Genomic DNA, 20,073 nt, shown 5'->3' on the forward strand with positions numbered 1-20,073 from the left:
ATTCATCATGGACGCCCCGGCGCCGAAATGGCAGAAAATAACGCTGATACAGTCAAACGAAAGAGGATACGGATGATTTCAAAGTTCTTGTCACGGGTTTTCATGCTTCTGATGCTGACGGGAATAAGCGCTTTGCCGCTCTCCACGGCAAATGCAGCCGACCCGGAAAACACCCTCTATCTTGATCTTGTCTATGGCCGCGTCGTGATTGAATTACGCCCTGACCTTGCGCCGAACCATGTCGCCCGCATCAAGGAGCTGACGCGCGAAGGCTTTTATGACGGGGTCAAGTTCCATCGCGTAATCGTCGATTTTATGGCCCAGACGGGCGATCCCACCGGCACCGGCACGGGCGGATCGGGCCGCAAGCTGCGGGCGGAGTTCAGCAATGCCCCGCATGTGCGCGGCGCGGTTTCCATGGCGCGGGCAACCTCCCCGCACAGCGCCGACAGCCAGTTTTTTATTGTCACCGCCGATTCCCATTTTCTTGACGGGAAATACACCGTCTGGGGCCGGGTTGTGGAAGGCATGGAATATGTCGACCTGATCAAGAAAGGCGTCGGCAAAAGCGGTATGGTCCCCGGAGAGCCGGATATCATCGTGAAAATGCAGGTCGCCGCCGATGTGAAGGAGTAGGGGGCCGTCTCAGACCCCTAATATTCAAATAAGACGGCGTGCCACTCGGTCGCCGTCTTTTTCTAACCTTTATCAGCGGAATTCTTCGCAAACCAATCGACAATGGCGGGCATGTCCCGTTCGAATCCGCCGGGAATAAAAATATTCAGAAAGCGGGTTGGTTCATCTGACAGATTTTCAAAATCATGGGTCACGCCGGCGGGCACGCGAATAAAACTGCCCGCCGCCGCATCCTGCCGCGCGCCATCCAGGTAAAAGGTCGTCACCCCTTCCAAAACATAGAAGATATCATCCTCATGATCATGAGAATGGGGGCTCGATCCCGGCGTTTTCGGCGCAAGGTGCCATTCGGAAATGGAATATTCCGCCGCCGTCTCCGCTTCATCTGCATAAAAGACGCTTCGCATGCCGCCCATGTCATATGCACGCCCACCGCCCGGGGCGATATGGAGCAGTTTTTTCCTCACAGCCTCTTTATCCGCCATTGTTCCCCCGTTTTAGAGTAGAATTCATCAAACGCAGCGCCCGCCATCCACCTCCAGCGCGACACCCGTAATGAAGGACGCGTCATCGGAGGCCAGCCAGAGTGCGGCATGGGCGAGATCGCGCGGCGTATTCTCGCGCCCGAGCGGGATGGTCGAAACAAATTTGTTGCGGATTTCCTGTGTATCCACCCCGCCCATGAATTCCACCGACATGCCGGTGCTGGCGAATACCGGACAGAGGGCGTTAACGCGCACCTGCTTTGGCGCCAGCTCCAGTGCCATGGATTTGGACATGGTGACAACCGCGCCCTTGCTCGCATTATACCAGGTGAGGCCGGGCCGCGGACTCAGCGCCGCCGTGGAGGCGATATTCACCACATTGCCCTGGCTTTCAATGAGGTGCGGGACAATCTCTTTCGTGGTGAGATACAGGCTCTTCACATTGACATTGAAGATTTTATCGAACGTCGCCTCATCCACATCGAACATGGAACCGTTACGCTGCGGAAAACCCGCATTGTTGACGAGGATGTCGATTTTCCCGAATGCCTTTAATGTTGCGTCCGTCATGGCCGCGAGATCGGCGGCACTGGTGACATCGCAGGCGCTGCTGATGGCTGTTCCGCCTGCATCGGTTATGCCCTTCGCAACCGCCACTGCCGCCGCGCCATTCAGGTCGCTGACCATGACTTTTGCGCCTTCCGCCGCAAACAGTTCCGCCATAGCTTTGCCAAAGCCTGAGCCCGCGCCCGTGATGATGGCCACTTTATCTTTCAATCGCATGTTTTCTTCTCCCGCTTTCTGGCGAGAATAGTTCAACTTTCAGAGGCAATTGGCAAGAGTGGCGGTAAAAATTTTCGACTGCGCGCGCTTCAGGCCGCTTTCGGTACGATACGCGAGGGCGGCAGATAGAGCGAAACGACCGTGCCTTCGCCATAACGGCTCATCAGTTCCAGCCGCCCTTCATGCATTTCGGCAAGGTTTTTCGACAGCGGCAAGCCAAGTCCCGTTCCCTGATACTTCCGGTCCTTGTCACTGTCCACCTGCACAAAGGGGGTGAGGGCCTTTTCAATATCATCTTCGCGAATGCCAATGCCGTTATCGCTGACGCTGATACGCAGGCCCGCATCTTCCAGAAGCTGGACGGAGGTAATGATCCGCCCTCCCATGGGGGTAAATTTCACTGCATTGGAAAGGAGATTGATGAGAATCTGCTTGATCATCCGTCGATCCGCGAAAATCTGCGGCAGGAGCGGATCGAACTCCAGCTTGATATTGATATCATTCTCGATGGCCCGCTGCTGCGTCAGGCGGACGCATTCATTCACCAGCACGTCGATCTCAACGGCTTCCTCATTGATTTTCTGTTCTCCGGATTCGATCTTGGAGAAATCGAGAATGTCATTGATCAGATCGAGGAGATGATGACCGCTCGCGTTGATATCCTCTGCATATTCGAGATATTTACTTGAGCCGACGGGCCCGAAAATCTGGCTGGTGATGACCTCGGAAAAACCGATGACCGCATTTAGCGGCGTGCGCAGTTCATGACTCATATTGGCAAGAAACTTGCCCTTGATCTTGGCGGCATATTCCGCTTCGTCCTTCGCCTGCTTGAGAAATTCTTCAATCTGCATCTGTGCGGAAATATCGCGGATGACAAGCTGCATGACCATGCGTTCTCCATAGAGCAGGGCGGAGCCCTCCATTTCCACATTGGTCTGAATGCCATCATCGCGGATCACACGAGACTTAAGGGACGGTAGTTTTTTTCCGCTCTCCATCTCTTCGACAGGCCCCATATAGGGAGAGAGCATTTCCATGTCCGAATAGGGGAAATAGGCCGATATTCGATGGCCGATCAGATCATGACGGCCGCGCTTGTTAAAGAGCCGGAGCGCCGCTTCATTCACATAGATGATATAGCCCCCCTTGTGGGCGACAATGGCATCGGGCGACAGCTCGATCATCGTGCGGTAGCGATCCTCATTTTCGCGCAGCGACCTTTCCGCCATGCGCTTCGACGTCACATCCGTAACGGTCAGAATAAGTCCGCCATCGGTCCGTATATTATAATAAATTTCGATAATCCGGCCCGTAACCAGCTTGCGGTCCAGCACACTCGAAACCCGCTTTTCAATTTTCCCCAGCGTATCCACGATAAAGTCATCGCGCGACAACTCAATATCCACATAATGATCGTAATTCCAGCCGAGAACATCCTGTAATGTTGTCTGATGCGCCTGGTAACGTTTCGCATCCGCTTCCGTCAGCTCCAGATAACGCCTGTTCCAGGCCTGCAATTTCAGATCCTCATCAAAAACGGCAATGCCAAGATCGACATTATCGAGAATGACGTTTAGCAGAGAATCCTTGCTGCGCAGGGCTTTCTGACCTGTGCGGATCTGTCGTATCTGGAAAAAGGCAAGCAGGGCACAGAAAAGCAGCCCGCCAGCCGCAATATTGCTGGCGTAATGGAAATAGGGATCGTCCAGAAACAAGGTCGAAAACAGAAGAAGGCCGAAAGAAACCGTCAGCAGGACAAGGCTGCCAAATTCCAGCAGCCGTCTGAAATTCCAGTAAATTTTCATGGATCGAGCTGGTTCCGGCGCGACGGTTACGTCTTTTTTAAAGGCTGATAACATTCAGATGGAAGTATAGCCAACAAGTGTTAAGAGGAAGTTTACACGGCCAATACAGCCGGCCCGTGACTGACAGAAAATTCATAAGACACTGGCATGGCTTCATGATAGGCTTCCCCATAGATCAGGAAATCCCTGAAAAATACTCCTTTTCCACCTGTTTTCAGCAACTTACGGAAAATGTTCAAAAAATCCGATCATCGCGAAACGTCCCAAGAAGACGACAGGAAACCGGTTCTGGTAGAACCGGCCCCGAAAACAAGCGGCCTCGCCCGGCTGCGGACCTATTTCCTGACGGGGATTGTTGTCGCCGCGCCGATTGCGATCACCATCTATCTCACCTATGCTTTTGTCACCTTCGTCGATGCCAACATCACGCCGCTGATCCCGGCTCGCTACAACCCCGAAACCTATCTGCCGTTCAGCGTGCCGGGGCTCGGCGTTCTGATTACCGCCTTTGCGCTGGTTCTCATCGGTTTTCTCACTGCCAATTTCCTCGGCCGAACGCTTCTCACCTTTGGCGAACGCATCGTCAGCCGAATGCCGGTTATCCGCACCATATATCATGCCCTGAAACAGATCATGGAAACGGTGATGGCGCAGTCCAGCACCTCCTTCCGCGAGGTGGTGCTGGTAGAATATCCGCGCAGGGGCCTCTGGGCAGTTGCTTTCGTGACCAGCCAGGCAAAAGGCGAGGTGGACAGTCTCAGCGAGGACGATGTTATCAGTGTTTTCCTGCCAACAACGCCGAACCCCACTTCAGGTTTTTTGCTGTTTGTGCCGAAAAGCGATCTTAAATATCTCGACATGCCGGTGGAGGCGGGGATCAAGCTGGTGATATCCGCGGGCATGATCTGGCCCGGCGACAGCGACGGAAAAGCGGCCGCGAAGGACAAGCAGACAAAAAAGATCAGCGCGCCCGGAAAGACGCCCTCTCAACCGGATAAATAACGGATCGCTGCATCCCGCTCAAACAGATAGAGGAGGATTCGCAGCGCCGCGCCGCGCCGCGATTTTAGCTCCGGATCCTTTTCCAGAATAAGTCGCGCATCATCGCGCGCCATGGCCAGCAGGCGGGAGTGGGCCTGTAAATCGGCCAGGCGGAATTCCGGCAGACCGCTCTGGCGTGTCCCCAACAGCTCGCCCGCCCCGCGCAGGCGCAAATCCTCCTCGGCAATGCGAAAACCATCCTCACTCTCGCGCAGGATGGCGAGCCGCGCCTTCTGCGTCTGGCCAAGCGGCGAGGCATACAACAGCAGGCAAGTGCCGGGAAGACCGCCGCGCCCGACACGGCCACGCAGCTGGTGTAGCTGGGCAAGGCCGAAACGCTCTGCATGTTCGATGATCATGACGGTTGCCTCCGGCACATCAACGCCGACCTCGATCACAGTCGTGGCGACAAGAATGCTGATCTCCCCGGTCATGAAACGGCGCATGGTCTCGTCCTTTTCCTCCGGTTTCAGACGGCCATGAATGAGCCCGACGCGATCACCATAAAGATGCTGCAACATCTCAAAACGCTCTTCCGCCGCCGCAACGTCCAGAAGCTGCGATTCCTCCACCAGCGGGCAGACCCAGTAAATCCGCTCCCCCGCGGCGAGCTTGCGGGCAAGGCCTTCCGCCACCCCTTCAAGGCGGGACAGGTCAATGGCGCGTGTATCCACCGGCTTTCGCCCCGGCGGTTTTTCCGTAATGAGGGAGATATCCATATCGCCATAGGCTGTCAGGGCGAGGGTGCGCGGGATTGGCGTTGCCGTCATCACCAGCACATCAACCCCATCCTTACCGTTTTTACCTTTGGCACTGAGGGCCAGACGCTGATGCACGCCGAAGCGATGCTGCTCGTCTATAATGGCGAGACCGAGATCATGAAACACCACATCCTCCTGAAACAGCGCATGGGTGCCAACAATGATATCCACGGCGCCACTCTCAAGCTGTTCCAGTATTTCCGTCCGTTTCCTGCCTTTCAATCGCCCGGTGATGATCTGGCAGGAGAGACCCGCCTGTTCGGCCAAGGGCGCAATTGCCTTATAGTGCTGCTGGGCGAGGATTTCCGTCGGCGCCATAATACAGGCCTGTGTTCCAGCCTCCACAGCCACCGCCATGGCGAGCAGCGCGACAACAGTCTTGCCACTGCCGACATCGCCCTGCAACAGTCGCAGCATGCGATGCGATGCCGCCATATCGGCCGTAATCTCGGCGAGCGCCTGTTGCTGCGCCCCGGTCAATTTATAGGGCAGGGCCGCTCGGATTTTCGATTCAACCCGTCCGTCGCCTTTCAGGACACGTCCGGCTTTTCGTTTCATTTGACGGCGCACCAGCTCCAATGCGAGCTGATTGGCAAGCAGTTCATCATAGGCGAGGCGGGCGCGCGGCGAAGCATCACGATCCAGATCCGCCTCGCTTTCCGGATGATGCGCCCGGATCAGGCTTTCTTTCCATCCGGGCCAGTCTTCCCGTTTCAAAAGCGCCGTATCCTGCCATTCCGGCAAATCGGGCAGCAGGGGAAGGAACTGTCGCGACGCCTTTAAAAAGGTCGCATTGGTCAGCCCCGCCGTCAGCGGGTAAACCGCTTCAAACAAGGGGATTTCGCCTGCATCTTCAGGGGTAGCGACATGATCGGGGTGGGTGATCTGAAAGGCGCCGTTAAATTCCTCCAACCGGCCGCTCACGACCCGCTCGCTGTTTTCCGGCAACTGCTGACGCAGATATTGCTCCCGCCCGTTAAAATAGGTGAGAGTCAGGGGATCAACGCCAACCCGGCACTGAATGCGATAGGGCGCGCGACGGTTGCGGGACGGGAGATGATGCTCCACATGAAGGGCAACAACAATCATCCGGTCGATATAATCAGTGGAGAGTTGCGTTACCTTTTCCCGCATGACCAGCCCGTTCGGCAGGTGCCAGACAAGATCAATGACATTCGGTCCGGCCAGCTTTTCGATCAGGGCGGCGAGGCGCGGGCCGATGCCGGTGAGCCGGTTTACCGGCGAGAAAAGCTGATACAATATCTCCGGGCGCACGCATCCTCCGTTTCATTTTACGGCATTGTGGTATCGCCGCCGGTCAAGGTCAATGCTGATAGGCGCGGCGGCAGCAATTGGCGCCCGATTGAGAGAACTGCTGACATTGCGGCTGAGACAGGTTATATGCTTCTGATCCCAACAAGAAAAGAAGATCATGACTGAAGATATCGCCATCCGCCGCAAACGCCTCATTCACCGTTCGCTTTATACCGGGATGAAGGAGACCGATCTGCTGCTTGGCGGATTCGCCCATAAGTATGTCCATGACTTCACATCCACAGAACTTGATATCTATGAAGCCCTGCTGGAAGCCGGCGATCCCAACATCTATGTCTGGGCCGTTGGCCGCGAAGAAGTTCCTGCCGAGCATTGCTCCAGCGTCATGGATAAATTGCAGGAATATGGCCGGAACGAACTGGCCCGCAAAGACTGATCTTTTATGAGCAAAACCGATCTGACAGTGCTGGAAACACGCCTGCGCGCCCTGGCGGACCGAAACATCGCCTTCCGGTTGGAATCCGTTCCCGAAGGGTATGACGCCTGTCTGCTCGGCGGCTATGCGCAAAAGGCGGAAACCGACCTGCTGTTCATACTGCGCGATGATCTGCGCATGGCAGCGACCGAGGCATCGCTCGCCTTCTTTGCGCCGGAGGTGGAGGTCGTCAGCTTCCCCGCCTGGGACTGCCTGCCTTATGACCGTGTCTCTCCCAATCCGGAGATTGTTGCAAGACGCATGACGGCGCTTGGCCGCATAACGGAGGAGGGCGGACCGCCCCGCATCATTCTCACCACGCTGAACGCTATCACGCAGCGCGTGCCGCCCGTCGATATGGTAAAGGGCAGCCGCCTCAACATTCGTGTGGGTGATAAAATCGAGGCGTCCAGTCTGACATCTTATCTTGTGGCCAATGGTTTCACCCGCATCGGTACGGTGATGGAGCCCGGCGAATTTGCCGTGCGCGGCGGTCTGATCGATATTTTTCCGCCGGGGGCGGAAAACCCGGTGCGGCTTGATCTGTTTGGCAGTGCCGTTGATGGAATCCGTGCTTTCGATGCGCTGAGCCAGCGGTCCAGCGGCACGCTTGAAAGTCTTGAATTTACCGCCGCGTCGGAGTTCCTGCTCAGCGATGCCTCGGTGCCGCTTTTCCGCTCCCGCTATCGCCAGCTTTTCGGGGCGGTCACGGCGGATGATCCGCTCTATGAGGCGGTCAGCGAGAAACGTCGCCACGCTGGGATGGAACATTGGTTGCCGCTGTTTCATGAAAACATGGCGACGCTGTTTGATTTCCTGCCCAATGCAACGCTGTTTCTCGATCATATGCTGGAAGAGGCGCGGGAAGCACGCATTGATACCGTCACAGATCATTTCGAGGCCCGCAAGGAAGCCCAGTCGGCGCGCGGCAGTGACTATAACCCCCTGCCGCCGGACTATCTCTATTTGACGAATGAGGAATGGCAAGCGGCGTTGGCTTCGCGCGCGGTCGGGCAATTTTCCCCCTTTGCAAGCGGAGCAGGGAATGAGACCATACTGGACGCTGGCGGACATGCCGGCCGCGATTTCGCACCGGAGCGTGCCCAGCATCAAGGGAATATCTATGATGCTCTGAAAACCCATGTTATCGAGAAGTTAGGGCAGAAAAAGCGGGTCATCCTCAGCTTTTTCAGTAACGGATCGCTCGCGCGCAATAAAATTGTTCTCGCAGATCATGGCATCAGCCCGGTGCGCGAGATTGATGATTTTCACGAATCTGGCGGTTCCAACCTGCCGGAACTGGCCGTCCTGCCGCTGGAAAAAGGCTTCGAAACGCCGGGCTTCGTCGTCATCGGCGAGCAGGATGTGTTTGGCGACCGTCTGGTCCGGTCGCGTAAATCCTCCAAGCGTCATGAGAATTTCATTGCCGAAGCCTCCCAGCTTTCCCCCGGAGATTTCGTGGTGCATGTGGATCATGGCATTGCGCAGTATGAAGGGCTGACCACCATCGAGATTTCGGGTGCTCCCCACGACTGTGTGACACTGCTCTATGCGGGCGGGGACAAGATTTACCTGCCGGTTGAAAATATCGAGATGCTGTCGCGTTATGGCGGCAGTGACAGCGCGGCCGTGCTGGATAAGCTTGGCGGGTCCGGCTGGCAGCTACGCAAGGCGAAGCTGAAAAAGCGCGTCATGGAAATGGCCGACCAGTTGATCCGCATCGCTGCCGCCCGCCAACTGCGCAAGGCAGAGGTGATGAGCCCACCCGATGGTCTTTACGCGGAATTCTGCGCCGGTTTCCCCTTTGAAGAAACTGACGATCAGCAAAAGGCCATTGACGACACGCTGGACGACCTGGCGAAAGGGCGGCCGATGGACCGGCTGATCTGTGGCGATGTCGGCTTCGGCAAAACGGAAGTGGCGCTGCGCGCCGCCTTCACCGTCGCCATGTCCGGCAGGCAGGTGGCCATTGTAACCCCGACGACATTACTCGCCCGCCAGCATTACAAGGGCTTTCGCGCGCGCTTTGCCGATCTACCGGTGCGCATTGCGCAACTCTCGCGCATGGTAACAACGAAAGAGGCAAACCAGACAAAGGCCGATCTTGCTTCAGGCAAAGTGGATATCGTCATCGGCACCCATGCGCTGCTGGCGAAATCCATCAAATTCAAGGATCTTGGGCTTGTCATCGTCGATGAGGAGCAGCATTTCGGCGTCGCCCACAAGGAACGGCTCAAGGAGCTCCGCGCCGATGTGCATGTGCTGACCCTGACGGCGACGCCTATTCCCCGCACATTGCAGCTTGCCATGACCGGTATCCGCGATCTTTCCATCATCGCAACGCCACCCGTGGACCGGCTCGCCATTCGCACCTTTGTCCTGCCGTTTGATCCGGTGGTGCTGCGCGAGGCGCTGCTGCGGGAACATTATCGCGGCGGGCAAAGTTTCATCGTTTGTCCGCGTTTGTCCGACCTGCCGGAAGTTGGCAACTTCCTGCGCGAACAGGTGCCGGAGGTGAAATACGTCACGGCCCACGGCCAACTCCCGGCGAAGGAGCTGGACAGCGTCATGAATGCCTTTTATGACGGTGCCTATGATGTGCTGGTGGCGACAAATATTGTCGAATCCGGCCTTGATATTCCCTCCGCCAACACGCTGATCACCTATCGCGCCGACATGTTCGGTCTCGCCCAGCTCTATCAGATCCGAGGGCGCATCGGACGTTCCAAGACACGCGCCTATGCCTACCTCACCCTGCCGCCGCGCAAACGTCTGACGGATGCCGCGGAAAAACGCCTGCGGGTTCTGCAATCCCTTGATACGCTCGGGGCCGGGTTCACGCTGGCGAGCCATGATCTGGATATCCGCGGGGCGGGCAACCTGCTCGGCGATGAGCAATCCGGCCATATCCGCGAAGTTGGCTTTGAACTCTATCAGGAAATGCTGGAAGAGGCGGTGGCCAATGCCCGCGAGAGCGAACTCGGCCATACCGTGGAGACTGCCGATAAATGGTCACCCAGCATCAATATCGGCACCTCAGTGCTGATCCCCGAACATTATGTCGCCGANCTNACNTTGCGGATGGAGCTGTACCGGCGCATCGCCGCGCAGGAAACGGCGGAGGAAATCAACGCCTTCGCCATGGAACTNGTNGATCGCTTCGGGCCGCTGCCGGATGAGGTGACNCATCTGATCGAGGTGATGACCATCAAGCATTTCTGNCGCGNAGCNAATATCGAAAANATNGAAGCCGGGCCGAAAGGCGCGGTGCTGAGCTTCCGCGAGAACNGGTTCGACAATCCGGGNGGGCTGGTGCAATTTATCTCCCGCGCGCCNGGTTCNACCAAACTGCGNGGGGATCACAAGCTGGTGCATACTCGCGACTGGCAACATCCGGAAGACCGGCTCAANGGCGTTCTCTGGCTCGCGCAGAATCTCGCAAAAGTCGCCAAGTCATTATAATTNATANNTAATANNCTTATCGAGNGNGAACATCAGAACGAAATCCAGAGGAAATCAGCTCTCNGCACCGTTTTCTTTTNCGTCNAGTTCCGCAAGCCGATCAAAGGCCCGATGAAANACAGACGGATCCTGCGCGCCGGACAGGGCNAAGCGTTCCCCCAGAATNAAAAGCGGCACGCCATTGATGCCCATTTCGCGGACCTTCATGTCCTCGCTGCGGACAAGNTCCTTGTCTGAATCCTTCGCCAGCANTTCTCCGACCAGTTCGAAATCCATGCCTGCTTCCTTTGCCGCCTCGATCAGGATGGCGGGATCGCCNATATCCTCTCCCTCCATGAAATAACGGCGGAACAGGATCTCGACCACCGCATCCTGACAGCCGGCGGTATAGGCCCAGCGGATCAGGCGNTGGGAATCAAGGGTNTTNGGGGTTCGTTCGATCTTATGAAAATTNAANTCCAAATCAACATCTTGACCAGCGTTCTTGATGTTATCGTAGATCTCTCTTGCCCGTTCGATGCTGCCGAATTTNCTGGCGGTGAAGCTTTTCCGGTCGGCGCCNCCTTCAGGCATGTCGGGGTTNAGCTGAAATGGATGCCAGGTCACTTCCACCGCAAGATCAGGGCGGCTTGNNAGCGCNGCTTCGAGCTTNCGCTTGCCNATATAGCACCAGGGACAGATGGTGTCGGAGACAATATCTATTTTCATACCNTGACTATAGGACAGCGCCAGCNAACGGGCAAGNTCTGTCTGGAACGACTGGTCAAATTAACCCGCCNGNAAGCCGGNAAAGCGAGTTATGCCGCCTGTTCCTTATCCATGCCGAAGGTGAGGCCCCGTTCNACGANNGCATCGATACTCTCTTCCGCGGCNACCTCNGCAAGGCCGGTGATGATCTCGATACGCAGGGGNGCNGGNACATTNGNAAGTGCAAATTCCGTATTGCGCAATACACCGCCNAGACGTTTGAGCGCAATATGCGCCTCCTTCAATCGCGTACCAGGGAGGGCGACAAGAAAATGGCCGCGGGCATAATGACAGCAGAAATCCTCCCCNCGCACCAAAGCGCCAAGAGCGGAACCGACCTGCCTCAGAAGCTGATCGCCGGAGGGATAGCCGAATTCCGNCGTTATGNNATCAAGATTGGCAATTTTGANNGACGCGATACTCAGCGCTTTCTTTTGCGCNGCATGATCNCGGAACAGCAACGGCAGATGNGCCCGCATGAANCCNCTGGAATAAAGGTCGGTCGGNCCATCAATGACGGGGTAGGGTTTGGCAATGCGGAACAGCTTTTGTATGGCGAAGCGATAGCGGTGCTGGCGAATNTGNANTCCGACACGATTGGCCAGAGCATCCATTTCACTGTCATGCAGAATAATATCGGAAACCCCGTGCAGATAAGCGCCATGACGGTTTTCCGNNGTNTCNAGNACCATNACCANCGGCAGATTATATAACCGGGAATCNGCACGGATATTTGANAGCAGCCGNAGATGGCTGTCCCCATGCCCNACGCCGGAGAGGATCACCGCATCAAACGAACCGCGCCGAAGCTCATCAAGCGCGAGATCGGCATTTTTGCAGATATGGATATTNGTGCGGGTATCGAGACGCAGCAGCACATTGCCAAGCACGACCGTCTTGTTACCAACGATCAGGATATGGGCATCGCCAATATCCGGTTCCGGCGCGTGGATTTCGGAAAGATCAACACCGTAACTTTCCGTCGTATGGATGCGGCGGGCCAGCTCCTGCTCCATATTACCAAGCCGGACAAGGGCGCCGACACGGGTCAGCAGTTCCAAATCACAAAAGCCGGGGCTGATTGTCTGAATACGGCAACGGATATCCGCCGGCCCGACCAGCAGCAGCGGAAAATTCCGCTCCGCCGCCAGATGGGCCAACTCCTTCACATCCACATTGGCCGGATTATTCTCTCCGTCGAATATGATTAAATCAAACGACTGATCGCCAAATTCCTGTTCGAACATCTGTAGAAATGTAAGACGGACCGAATGGTATCCTGCGGCTGTCAGCACCGGTTCAAGACTGTTCGACGGGCTGTCCGAGACAACCAGAAGGGTGGCGATATAGCGCATAACAAAATCTCCCATATAGCTTTGCCAGTTTTCCGGGAAAAAGATTAAGATTATGTGAGTCTTGCGAAAAAAGCGCCCGGCTCGTGGCCATAACCAACTTGTTCCTGCGCCAAATGCGGCCTTGATTTTATAAGACGATCAGGAAATCATGGGCAAAAATCAGGATAATAAATTAGCACATCAGGAGCCATACCATGACATCACCCCATAATCTTGACGGCAAGCACGCACTTGTCACCGGCGCGTCCTCCGGCCTGGGCTGGCGGTTTGCCCTGACACTTGCGCGGGCCGGGGTAAAGGTATCGCTGGCCGCGCGGCGCACGGAGAAACTGGAAGCGCTGGCGCGGGAAATCACGGCGTTCGACGGGCGGGCTCTGCCGGTCCGTATGGATGTTACCGATATCAACTCCATCCATGAGGCGATCAAGGTCGCGGAAACCGAACTCGGGCCCATAAATATCCTGGTTAACAATTCTGGGATCAGCAAACCGGCCCCCGCGGAAAATGTCACGCCGGATGATTTCAACCAGGTGATGATGACCAATGCCCATGGCGCCTTTTTTGTCGCGCAGGCTGTCGGGAAAAGCATGATCCGTCATGGGGCAGGGGGAAAAATCATCAATATCGCCTCCATCGCGGCGAAGCGGGTCCTCAAACAGAATGTTGCCTACAACATGTCGAAGGCCGCAGTGGAGCATATGACCCGCAGTCTCGCCAGCGAATGGGGGCGCCATCGCATTCAGGTCAACTGCCTCAACCCGGGTTATATCGTGACCGAACTGAACGAGGATTATTGGGAAACCGAAGGCGGCAAACGCCTGATTTCAAAACTGCCGGGCAGGCGGGTGGGCGATCCATCCGTATTGGATGGAACACTTTTACTGCTGGCCGGACCAGGCTCCGACTTCATGACCGGCTCCGCGATCGAGGTGGATGACGGGATGAGCGCAGCCGGTTTCTAATGCTATCCGACAGCAGCCTTCAGGATATATTAGAAACAATATCCTGAAGGCTGTTTTTAGGGAATTACATTCCGGTCTTGTAAAGATGCAGCTTCTGTACCTTTTCCCGCACAGGCCCCATCGCCTTCGCCGTTTCGAGGAGAAATTCAAGGCCGTATTCCATACGCGCCGTTAACTCCTCGTCAAGCGCGGTCGGCGGCTCGCTCGCAAACAGTTTGACCACATGACGCAGGATCATATGATCCGGCAACCACATGAGAAAATTATTCTTGTAACCGCTCATGCGCAGCTCGGCGATGGGATAGGCCCCACCCATACCGGAACTGACGCCAATCAGCTGCGCAGGCTTGTGCGCCAGTTCCCCGCCATCGCACATCAGCAGGAAATTCTTGAGATGCGCCGGCGCCATGCCGGCCCATTCGGGACTGATCACCACAAAGCCATCGCACGCCTTGAGGCGCTCCGATATGGGCTTCCAGAATGCCTGCATTTCGCTGCCCGCAACCCATTTATCTTCATGCCAAAGCGGGACATCGAGATCACGGAGCCGAAACATTTCGATCCCCACATCCGGAGCCAGCTTTTGCAGCAGCTTGCCGACATATTCGGCAATCCGTCCGGACTCCGACTTTTCGCGAACACTGCCGACGATAATTCCAATTCTTTGTTGCGTCATGCGTTTTGTCCTTTGAGATATTTTCTCCCGCCGTTATCCGGAATTTGCTGATGATGACTTTTGCGCATCCGGCGTATGCGGGGCGGGGCGATTATGCATCCTTCAGAGATAACCCGAAAACTCCTGATAAATCAAATATATTGACGAATTTTCTGGTCCGGGGACACAGCATGCAAACAGAGGTTATATGTAACCGCAATCGATGCAATCCAATCTTCCTCTCATGGGGTCGGACGAGCAGAACCCCCGGAAACACATGGAAATTATGCGCACTTGCTGCTATAGTTTTACTATGGGAAACAACAGTGAATTTACAGGCGGCTTTTCATCTCCTCCGTGTTTTGCGCATGAGCTGGAACTGGATGAGAATGGATATATGGGGGTGGACAGACAGGCCGCCCTTGATGTTGCCCGATTTCGCAAGGCAAAGCGCGACGAGTTTGGGAAAGCACGCCGTTCCGTAAGCGAAGAGGAGGCAGCCTCTGCCGCAACCCGCATTGCGGCATGGCTGGAGCGGGTCATTGACATCCGTCCAGAGCTGGTGATTGCCCTTTATTCGCCGATGCCGGGCGAAATTGATCTTCGTGACTGGATGCATCGTGCGACGGCGCGGCAGGCCCGCATTGCCCTGCCCGTGGTGAGGGGACGGGATGAACCGCTCCTCTTCCGGGAATGGACGCCGGAATGCGAAATGGAAGAGGGGATGTGGCGCATTCCTGTTCCGGCCGCAGGCGCGGAGCTTACCCCCGACATTGTCATCATGCCCCTGATCGGCTTTGATGCAGAGAATTACCGACTTGGCAGTGGCGGCGGTTTCTATGACCGCACCCTTGCCAGATTGACACCGCGACCGATCACTGTCGGCGTCGGATATTCCTTCACAAAGTTATCGAGTATTTTCCCGCAACCTCATGATATTCCAATGGATATTATCATAACGGAAACAGGCGACCCGATCCACAGAACTACCGATTAATCTTTTTGACAGTACCCTCTCGTCGTCTCTGCTCATGCGTCACCGGGCCAGCAGGGTGGCAGGGTTGTCGCCAGCCAGCGGAGAAGCGCCGCATTTACCTCACCGGGCTTTTCCTGCGCCATCCAGTGACCGGATTGAATGTGTCGAATTGTGAGATCCCGGCAATAATTGCGCATCGGTCCCGCGAGATTTGAACGGAGACATTCGCATACCTCGTCATATTCGGCGAGCAGGAAAAGCGTCGGCATCTCCAGAATGCCTTCATTCAACGCCGTTGCGGCATAGGCCGCATTCCCGGGATTGTTCATATAGTATGAATCCGGGCCAAAAAAACCGTTTCGCTCAAGAGCAGAGGCATAGGCGCAAAGCTCCGCTTCACTGATCACGGCATCGTCTCGCGGAATATCCGGCGCCTGATCCGCCCCGCCATACCATCCGCCAGTTGCGCGGATAAAGGCGGTGGGTGACGGGCGGGGTTCTACACGCGCCTTGCCCCGCCGGAATAGCGCCTTGATGGCATGATAAGGGCTGGCATCAAAAACCGCCGTCGCACGGGCGAAATTTTCTTCATAAAAGCGGATATAATCCCATTGCCCGACGGGAAAGTCCGCCTCCGGATACATCTCCCGATCGATCAGCGGCAGACAGGCATCAAGTCCATGTTCCAGCGTGGCATAAGGTACGCAGAGGCTGGCTACCGCATGGCAGCGATCCGGATGATGGCTGGCAAGAGCCCAGACCGTGGCGCTGCCCCAGTCATGGCCAACCCAGATGGCTTTCTCTCGACCGAGGGAATCCAGCAGCTCAATCATATCTGCCGCCACCTCGGCTTGCGCATAATCGCTGTGATGGGCATGAATGCGAGAGCGGCCATAACCACGCATGTCCGGTGCAATCGCGCGAAAACCGAGACCGCCAAAAACGGGAAGCTGATGCCGCCAGCTTATGGCCAGCTCCGGCCAGCCATGCAGGAAAATGACAAGCGGCCCATCCTCCGGCCCGGAAGCCAGATAGAAGCTGGAATGCCGTTCCGTCGTTAATTGATGTTCCGTTATCTCCGCGTTTGCCATGATGCTCCTCCCGTTTCATCTCTTCCCGATTGGAATATCATGGCAGGCAGATGAACCGGCGGCAAGGGCGCGGCAAACGGGACCATGCCATGTGTCGATGAAACCGGCGATCAGTCGAGTGTAAAGGAAATGGGAAATTGAAAATCCATCGTCTGCGCCGTAATGAGAGGCGGAAACTTCTCGAACGGAACAGACAGCTCCACTGTCCGGAGAGCCGCCTTGTCCAGCAGGGCATGACCGGAGGATTTTAATACCCGCAGGCCGGAAGCCTGCCCGTCGCGCGAAAGAGTGAAGGCGAAGGTTACGACCCCCTCAAAACGGAACCGCTTGGCCATGTTGGGGTAAAATTTGTTGCTGACCAGCTTCTCCCGCACCCGGCCGCGATAATCGCTGATATCGTCCTCACCACCCGCCGTTACACGAACCCCGCCATTGCCGGAGATCATATCCCGCTGCCCCTTTGTGCTGGTGACAACACCGCCCCGCGCCTGATCCAGATTACTCGGAACGGCGGCCGTCTGCGGTGCTTTCTGCGGCTCCTGTTCGGTTTTCTGTTCTGGAACAGAGGTCGGCTGCCGCTGCGGAACCGGTTCAGATGCTGTCTGTTTGGTCTCCACCGGCATCTGTCTGGCTTTTACGGCCTCCGCCTTACGGGGTTCGGTCGGAACAGGCGTTTGCTCGGGCAGTTTCGCCACAATCGCATTGCGGGCCGTCACATCGGGCGTGATGGCGGGAAGGGATTCAGCAGGAGTCGTCATGACGGGCGCTACCGCAACCGGCGGCGGCACCGTAACGCGGGAGTTGACCAGCGCCCCGATCTGCAGGGCGGCGCCGCCGATTGATCTTTCCCTTTGCATCTGCGGCGCATCCAACCCCTGCCACACAGCCGCCACAGCCCAATGCACGCCAAGTGACAGGGCAATGAACAGGGTGATTTTTGCAAGGCCCCTCACTCTTCTGCCCCCTTGATGGCAATCAGCCGGATATCCTCATGCCCGGCGGTGCGAAAACGTTCCAGTATCTCGATCAGCCGATCCGCCGCCAGCACTCTGTCGGCAATGATTTTGACGGGCTCCGACTTGAGGTTCGGCGGATAGATTTCCAGCACATCCTCAATCGTAACTTCCCGGCCGAGATAATGAATATCGCCGTTCTTATCAATCTGTACCACATCGGATTTCGCCGGCACCGGGGGCAGGCTGCGGGTTTCCGCAGGGATCAACCCGTCCGAGACAGGGGAAGCGATCGTGCCCGCGATCAGAAAGAAAATCAGCATCAGGAAAACCACATTGATTAGCGGAATGGTGTTTTCCGACAAGACAGATGGTTTTTTCCGGATCTTCAGCTTCATCTCTCAGCGCGCCAGTGAAACAGAGACAAGCTGCGTCTCCTGAAGGGCTTCAAGGGCCTCAACGAGTGTCTGAACAGCCACTTTGCCGCGCGGCTGAAGCACCGCATGCCGCACACCGCGATCTATAAATCCGGCAAGCACGCCGTCAATATCATCAAGACGGGCGGGTTGCCCGTTCAGTGACAAACTTCCGTCCGCCATCACCCTTACGAGAAGTACCGTATCCGGCGCCGGGGCTTCATTGCCCGCCGCCGCCACCTTGAGATCAAAGGACGTGAAACGCATGAAGGTGGACGTCAGCATGAAAAACAACAGCAGCAGGAAAATGACATCAATCAAAGATGTCAGGCCGATCAGACTTCTTTTCCGCCCTGTTCTGTAAAGCCTCATGATGCGCCTTTCAGCCTGCCACCCTTGATGCGGTATGCAGTCCGTGCGGCGCTTCGGCGCCGGACGTAATGCTGCCAGTCAGCACTGCCGTAACCATATCCTCGATTGCTTCCACCTCCTGCTCGATGAGGGAGTCAAACCAGGTCGCGACAAGAGACGCGGGGATGGCGATCGCGAGTCCCACTGCCGTCGTTAGCAGCGCCACCCAGATCCCCCCGGCCAGAACGGATGGATCGACCGAAGCACCTGCATCCTGCAAGGCCTGAAAGGCGTCGATCATGCCAAGCACAGTGCCGAACAGCCCAAGCAGCGGCGCAATCTGCCCAACCGTTTCAACCAGCCGGATCCCGCTGCGGGCGCGGGCAATCTCGCGACTGGCGGTCCGGTCGATATCCTCGCGGATCAGCGCGCCCTGATCGGGATGATAAAGCATCCCGCGCATGGCATGAGAGAGGGAGAGAGCGAGCGGACCGCGCTTGTTCGCAAGCAAGGACAATGGCTCAGGCGAGGGGCTTTGCTGCCAGAGTTGCAATGCCTTCTCTGCCGCGGCATGACGGCCGATACCAAGGCGATAAAAACTCCACAGCTTGTAAAGCGCCATGGCGAGCGCCATCACAGACATAAGCAGCAGGATCGTGACGACAGGGCCGCCTTTTGCAATCAGGGAAAGGATATAATCCGGCATCCGCTAACCCACTTTCAAAAGCAGTCAAAGACCAAGCTTGATGGAAATCCGGCTCGACGGATTAAGGCTATCGAGACAGTCCGCAGGCGTCATCTCGCCAACATTACATGTCGATACATCATTGATCAGGATTGTTCCGATCTCTTCACAGGACTGCTCCGGCAGATCATATTGCAGTACCCGCCGCTTGCCGTCCGTCAGGCGGCCCGTGCTGATCAACAGGAAATTCTGCGACATGTTCATTTGATCCAGGATCGCCACTTCCATCGCTATATCGTCGATGGTCTGTCCAAGCTCGTTATGAAACAGAAAGCTGACACGGCAGCCGGTTTCGACCTGTTTCGCATTGTTGAGTTCCAGCGAGAGCTGCTTCGTCTGATCTGCGGCGCGCGCCGAAGTGACAACAGGGCCGAGGCTGATCACCACCGCCATAGCAGCAAATGACAGGCATTTGCAAAATTTCCAAGCAGACATATTCCTCACTCTTCTTTGATAACGATACCTTGCAGTTAAAATCACCCGGACTTGCGCCGTCAACGGACCGCCCGATGCCCCCACCAGAGACCCGCGCAGCTGAAGTTAAGGCGCCCGAAACAATCTACAGCCTTCAATATAGCGGCCCGTCATAGCATAATCATGATAATAGCGACAAGCCGCAGATACGGACGTATCTGCGCGGTATATGGTCGCAGCCTCACAAATCCGCCATCCGGCATAGACTTCCTGTCCGGTTTTATCCTTCGCTCATGTAGTGGCATATGAAGGAATGCAGTCCGGTATAAGCCTTGCTTGACTTCACTTTCAAGCTGATGCAATTTGGCGCCAGCGATGGTTCCCGCAAGGGATGAGAAAGGGAACAGGGAAGGGAGACGGCGAAGCGCCGATACTTCAAAGCCCTGGCTGCCCCCGCAACTGTAAGCAGAGAGTGCTCCCGACAGGCCACTGGGAAACTGGGAAGGCCGGAAGCATTATGACCTGTGAGCCAGGAGACCTGCCATTGCAAGCGTCGCTCGGCCGCTGTACGGGGTGTGCATGCGGAACGGATTCCCGTTTGTGGTGACGCGCAGAAATGCGTTGCTGTCGGGGTTCGGGCGTTGGATGACTTTTCCTGAACCATTGTGGATTTTTATTGCCC

Annotated in this window: 19 protein-coding genes and 1 riboswitch; of the genes, 6 read left to right on the plus strand and 13 right to left on the minus strand. The window is 56.3% G+C overall.

Annotated elements, in window-relative coordinates; translation table 11 throughout:
• Positions 1 to 102: 102 nt before the first annotated feature.
• Positions 103 to 636 (plus strand): peptidylprolyl isomerase, encoded by a 534-nt coding sequence (locus tag CMN55_RS10650; RefSeq protein ID WP_459253659.1) that lies wholly within the window; start codon positions 103 to 105, stop codon positions 634 to 636.
• Positions 637 to 698: 62 nt separating this feature from the next.
• Here the strand turns inward: CMN55_RS10650 and CMN55_RS10655 are convergent, their stop codons facing one another.
• The 3 genes from CMN55_RS10655 to CMN55_RS10665 form a co-directional block, all read right to left on the minus strand.
• The gene (locus CMN55_RS10655) at positions 699 to 1,121 is read right to left on the minus strand and encodes a cupin domain-containing protein (RefSeq protein WP_293949787.1); all 423 of its coding nucleotides are present in this window, start codon (positions 1,119 to 1,121) and stop codon (positions 699 to 701) included.
• A gap of 27 nt (positions 1,122 to 1,148) precedes the next feature.
• Positions 1,149 to 1,904 (minus strand): glucose 1-dehydrogenase, encoded by a 756-nt coding sequence (locus tag CMN55_RS10660; protein WP_293949788.1) that lies wholly within the window; start codon positions 1,902 to 1,904, stop codon positions 1,149 to 1,151.
• A gap of 89 nt (positions 1,905 to 1,993) precedes the next feature.
• Positions 1,994 to 3,712 carry a PAS domain-containing sensor histidine kinase gene (locus CMN55_RS10665; RefSeq protein ID WP_293949789.1) on the minus strand — a complete coding sequence of 573 codons (1,719 nt, stop codon included), beginning with the start codon at positions 3,710 to 3,712 and terminating at the stop codon, positions 1,994 to 1,996.
• A 231-nt stretch (positions 3,713 to 3,943) separates the two neighbouring features.
• Here CMN55_RS10665 and CMN55_RS10670 point away from each other — a divergent pair, with 231 nt between their 5' ends.
• Positions 3,944 to 4,714: a DUF502 domain-containing protein gene (locus tag CMN55_RS10670; protein WP_293949790.1), complete on the plus strand. Its 771-nt coding sequence runs from the start codon at positions 3,944 to 3,946 to the stop codon at positions 4,712 to 4,714.
• Here the strand turns inward: CMN55_RS10670 and recG are convergent.
• Entirely contained in the window at positions 4,699 to 6,789 is a 2,091-nt protein-coding gene (gene recG, locus CMN55_RS10675; protein WP_293949791.1) for an ATP-dependent DNA helicase RecG, read from the minus strand. The genes CMN55_RS10670 and recG overlap by 16 nt on opposite strands.
• A gap of 157 nt (positions 6,790 to 6,946) precedes the next feature.
• Here recG and CMN55_RS10680 point away from each other — a divergent pair, with 157 nt between their 5' ends.
• Positions 6,947 to 7,225, plus strand: a complete 279-nt coding sequence (locus CMN55_RS10680) for a succinate dehydrogenase assembly factor 2 (RefSeq protein ID WP_293949792.1) — start codon at positions 6,947 to 6,949, stop codon at positions 7,223 to 7,225.
• Between the two features lie 396 nt (positions 7,226 to 7,621).
• Positions 7,622 to 10,726 (plus strand): transcription-repair coupling factor, encoded by a 3,105-nt coding sequence (gene mfd, locus CMN55_RS10685; RefSeq protein ID WP_459253660.1) that lies wholly within the window; start codon positions 7,622 to 7,624, stop codon positions 10,724 to 10,726.
• A gap of 54 nt (positions 10,727 to 10,780) precedes the next feature.
• On the opposite strand, the gene CMN55_RS10690 is transcribed toward mfd, so the two are convergent.
• Positions 10,781 to 11,434: a DsbA family oxidoreductase gene (locus tag CMN55_RS10690; protein WP_293949794.1), complete on the minus strand. Its 654-nt coding sequence runs from the start codon at positions 11,432 to 11,434 to the stop codon at positions 10,781 to 10,783.
• Positions 11,435 to 11,523: 89 nt separating this feature from the next.
• Complete coding sequence (locus tag CMN55_RS10695; RefSeq protein WP_293949795.1) at positions 11,524 to 12,843, minus strand: diguanylate cyclase domain-containing protein; 1,320 nt, start codon at positions 12,841 to 12,843, stop codon at positions 11,524 to 11,526.
• 179 nt (positions 12,844 to 13,022) lie between these two features.
• On the opposite strand from CMN55_RS10695, the gene CMN55_RS10700 reads away from it, so the two are divergent.
• The gene (locus CMN55_RS10700; protein WP_293949796.1) at positions 13,023 to 13,790 is read left to right on the plus strand and encodes an SDR family NAD(P)-dependent oxidoreductase; all 768 of its coding nucleotides are present in this window, start codon (positions 13,023 to 13,025) and stop codon (positions 13,788 to 13,790) included.
• Positions 13,791 to 13,854: 64 nt separating this feature from the next.
• Here CMN55_RS10700 and CMN55_RS10705 read toward each other — a convergent pair whose 3' ends face one another.
• Positions 13,855 to 14,466, minus strand: a complete 612-nt coding sequence (locus tag CMN55_RS10705) for an NADPH-dependent FMN reductase (RefSeq protein WP_293949797.1) — start codon at positions 14,464 to 14,466, stop codon at positions 13,855 to 13,857.
• A 292-nt stretch (positions 14,467 to 14,758) separates the two neighbouring features.
• Between CMN55_RS10705 and CMN55_RS10710 the strand changes: the two genes are divergently transcribed.
• A complete protein-coding gene (locus tag CMN55_RS10710) occupies positions 14,759 to 15,442 on the plus strand; it encodes a 5-formyltetrahydrofolate cyclo-ligase (RefSeq protein WP_293949798.1) in 684 nt (227 codons plus the stop codon).
• 32 nt (positions 15,443 to 15,474) lie between these two features.
• Here the strand turns inward: CMN55_RS10710 and CMN55_RS10715 are convergent, their stop codons facing one another.
• The 6 genes from CMN55_RS10715 to CMN55_RS10740 form a co-directional block, all read right to left on the minus strand.
• On the minus strand, positions 15,475 to 16,512 hold the full coding sequence (locus CMN55_RS10715; protein WP_293949799.1) for an alpha/beta hydrolase: 1,038 nt from the start codon (positions 16,510 to 16,512) through the stop codon (positions 15,475 to 15,477).
• A gap of 110 nt (positions 16,513 to 16,622) precedes the next feature.
• Entirely contained in the window at positions 16,623 to 17,465 is an 843-nt protein-coding gene (locus CMN55_RS10720) for an energy transducer TonB (protein WP_293949800.1), read from the minus strand.
• Positions 17,462 to 17,863, minus strand: coding sequence for an ExbD/TolR family protein (locus tag CMN55_RS10725; RefSeq protein ID WP_293949801.1), 402 nt, complete (start codon positions 17,861 to 17,863; stop codon positions 17,462 to 17,464). The genes CMN55_RS10720 and CMN55_RS10725 overlap by 4 nt, the downstream gene beginning before the upstream one ends.
• A gap of 3 nt (positions 17,864 to 17,866) precedes the next feature.
• On the minus strand, positions 17,867 to 18,253 hold the full coding sequence (locus tag CMN55_RS10730; RefSeq protein WP_293949802.1) for an ExbD/TolR family protein: 387 nt from the start codon (positions 18,251 to 18,253) through the stop codon (positions 17,867 to 17,869).
• A 10-nt stretch (positions 18,254 to 18,263) separates the two neighbouring features.
• On the minus strand, positions 18,264 to 18,938 hold the full coding sequence (locus CMN55_RS10735) for a MotA/TolQ/ExbB proton channel family protein (protein WP_293949803.1): 675 nt from the start codon (positions 18,936 to 18,938) through the stop codon (positions 18,264 to 18,266).
• Between the two features lie 24 nt (positions 18,939 to 18,962).
• Entirely contained in the window at positions 18,963 to 19,412 is a 450-nt protein-coding gene (locus tag CMN55_RS10740; RefSeq protein ID WP_293949804.1) for a hypothetical protein, read from the minus strand.
• Between the two features lie 338 nt (positions 19,413 to 19,750).
• Positions 19,751 to 19,951, plus strand: a riboswitch (cobalamin riboswitch).
• Positions 19,952 to 20,073 lie beyond the last annotated feature (122 nt).

The sequence above is a fragment of the Sneathiella sp. genome (assembly GCF_002694385.1).
Classification (GTDB): Bacteria; Pseudomonadota; Alphaproteobacteria; order Sneathiellales; family Sneathiellaceae; genus Sneathiella.

Coding starts and splice junctions, on each gene's coding strand:
- CMN55_RS10650 (WP_459253659.1), top strand. CDS start 103: ATGCTTCTGATGCTGACGGGAATAAGCGCTTTGCCGCTCTCCACGGCA.
- CMN55_RS10670 (WP_293949790.1), top strand. CDS start 3,944: ATGTTCAAAAAATCCGATCATCGCGAAACGTCCCAAGAAGACGACAGG.
- CMN55_RS10740 (WP_293949804.1), bottom strand. CDS start 19,412: ATGTCTGCTTGGAAATTTTGCAAATGCCTGTCATTTGCTGCTATGGCG.
- CMN55_RS10655 (WP_293949787.1), bottom strand. CDS start 1,121: ATGGCGGATAAAGAGGCTGTGAGGAAAAAACTGCTCCATATCGCCCCG.
- CMN55_RS10665 (WP_293949789.1), bottom strand. CDS start 3,712: ATGAAAATTTACTGGAATTTCAGACGGCTGCTGGAATTTGGCAGCCTT.
- CMN55_RS10660 (WP_293949788.1), bottom strand. CDS start 1,904: ATGCGATTGAAAGATAAAGTGGCCATCATCACGGGCGCGGGCTCAGGC.
- CMN55_RS10730 (WP_293949802.1), bottom strand. CDS start 18,253: ATGAGGCTTTACAGAACAGGGCGGAAAAGAAGTCTGATCGGCCTGACA.
- CMN55_RS10700 (WP_293949796.1), top strand. CDS start 13,023: ATGACATCACCCCATAATCTTGACGGCAAGCACGCACTTGTCACCGGC.
- CMN55_RS10715 (WP_293949799.1), bottom strand. CDS start 16,512: ATGGCAAACGCGGAGATAACGGAACATCAATTAACGACGGAACGGCAT.
- CMN55_RS10680 (WP_293949792.1), top strand. CDS start 6,947: ATGACTGAAGATATCGCCATCCGCCGCAAACGCCTCATTCACCGTTCG.
- CMN55_RS10710 (WP_293949798.1), top strand. CDS start 14,759: ATGGGAAACAACAGTGAATTTACAGGCGGCTTTTCATCTCCTCCGTGT.
- CMN55_RS10705 (WP_293949797.1), bottom strand. CDS start 14,466: ATGACGCAACAAAGAATTGGAATTATCGTCGGCAGTGTTCGCGAAAAG.
- CMN55_RS10735 (WP_293949803.1), bottom strand. CDS start 18,938: ATGCCGGATTATATCCTTTCCCTGATTGCAAAAGGCGGCCCTGTCGTC.
- CMN55_RS10725 (WP_293949801.1), bottom strand. CDS start 17,863: ATGAAGCTGAAGATCCGGAAAAAACCATCTGTCTTGTCGGAAAACACC.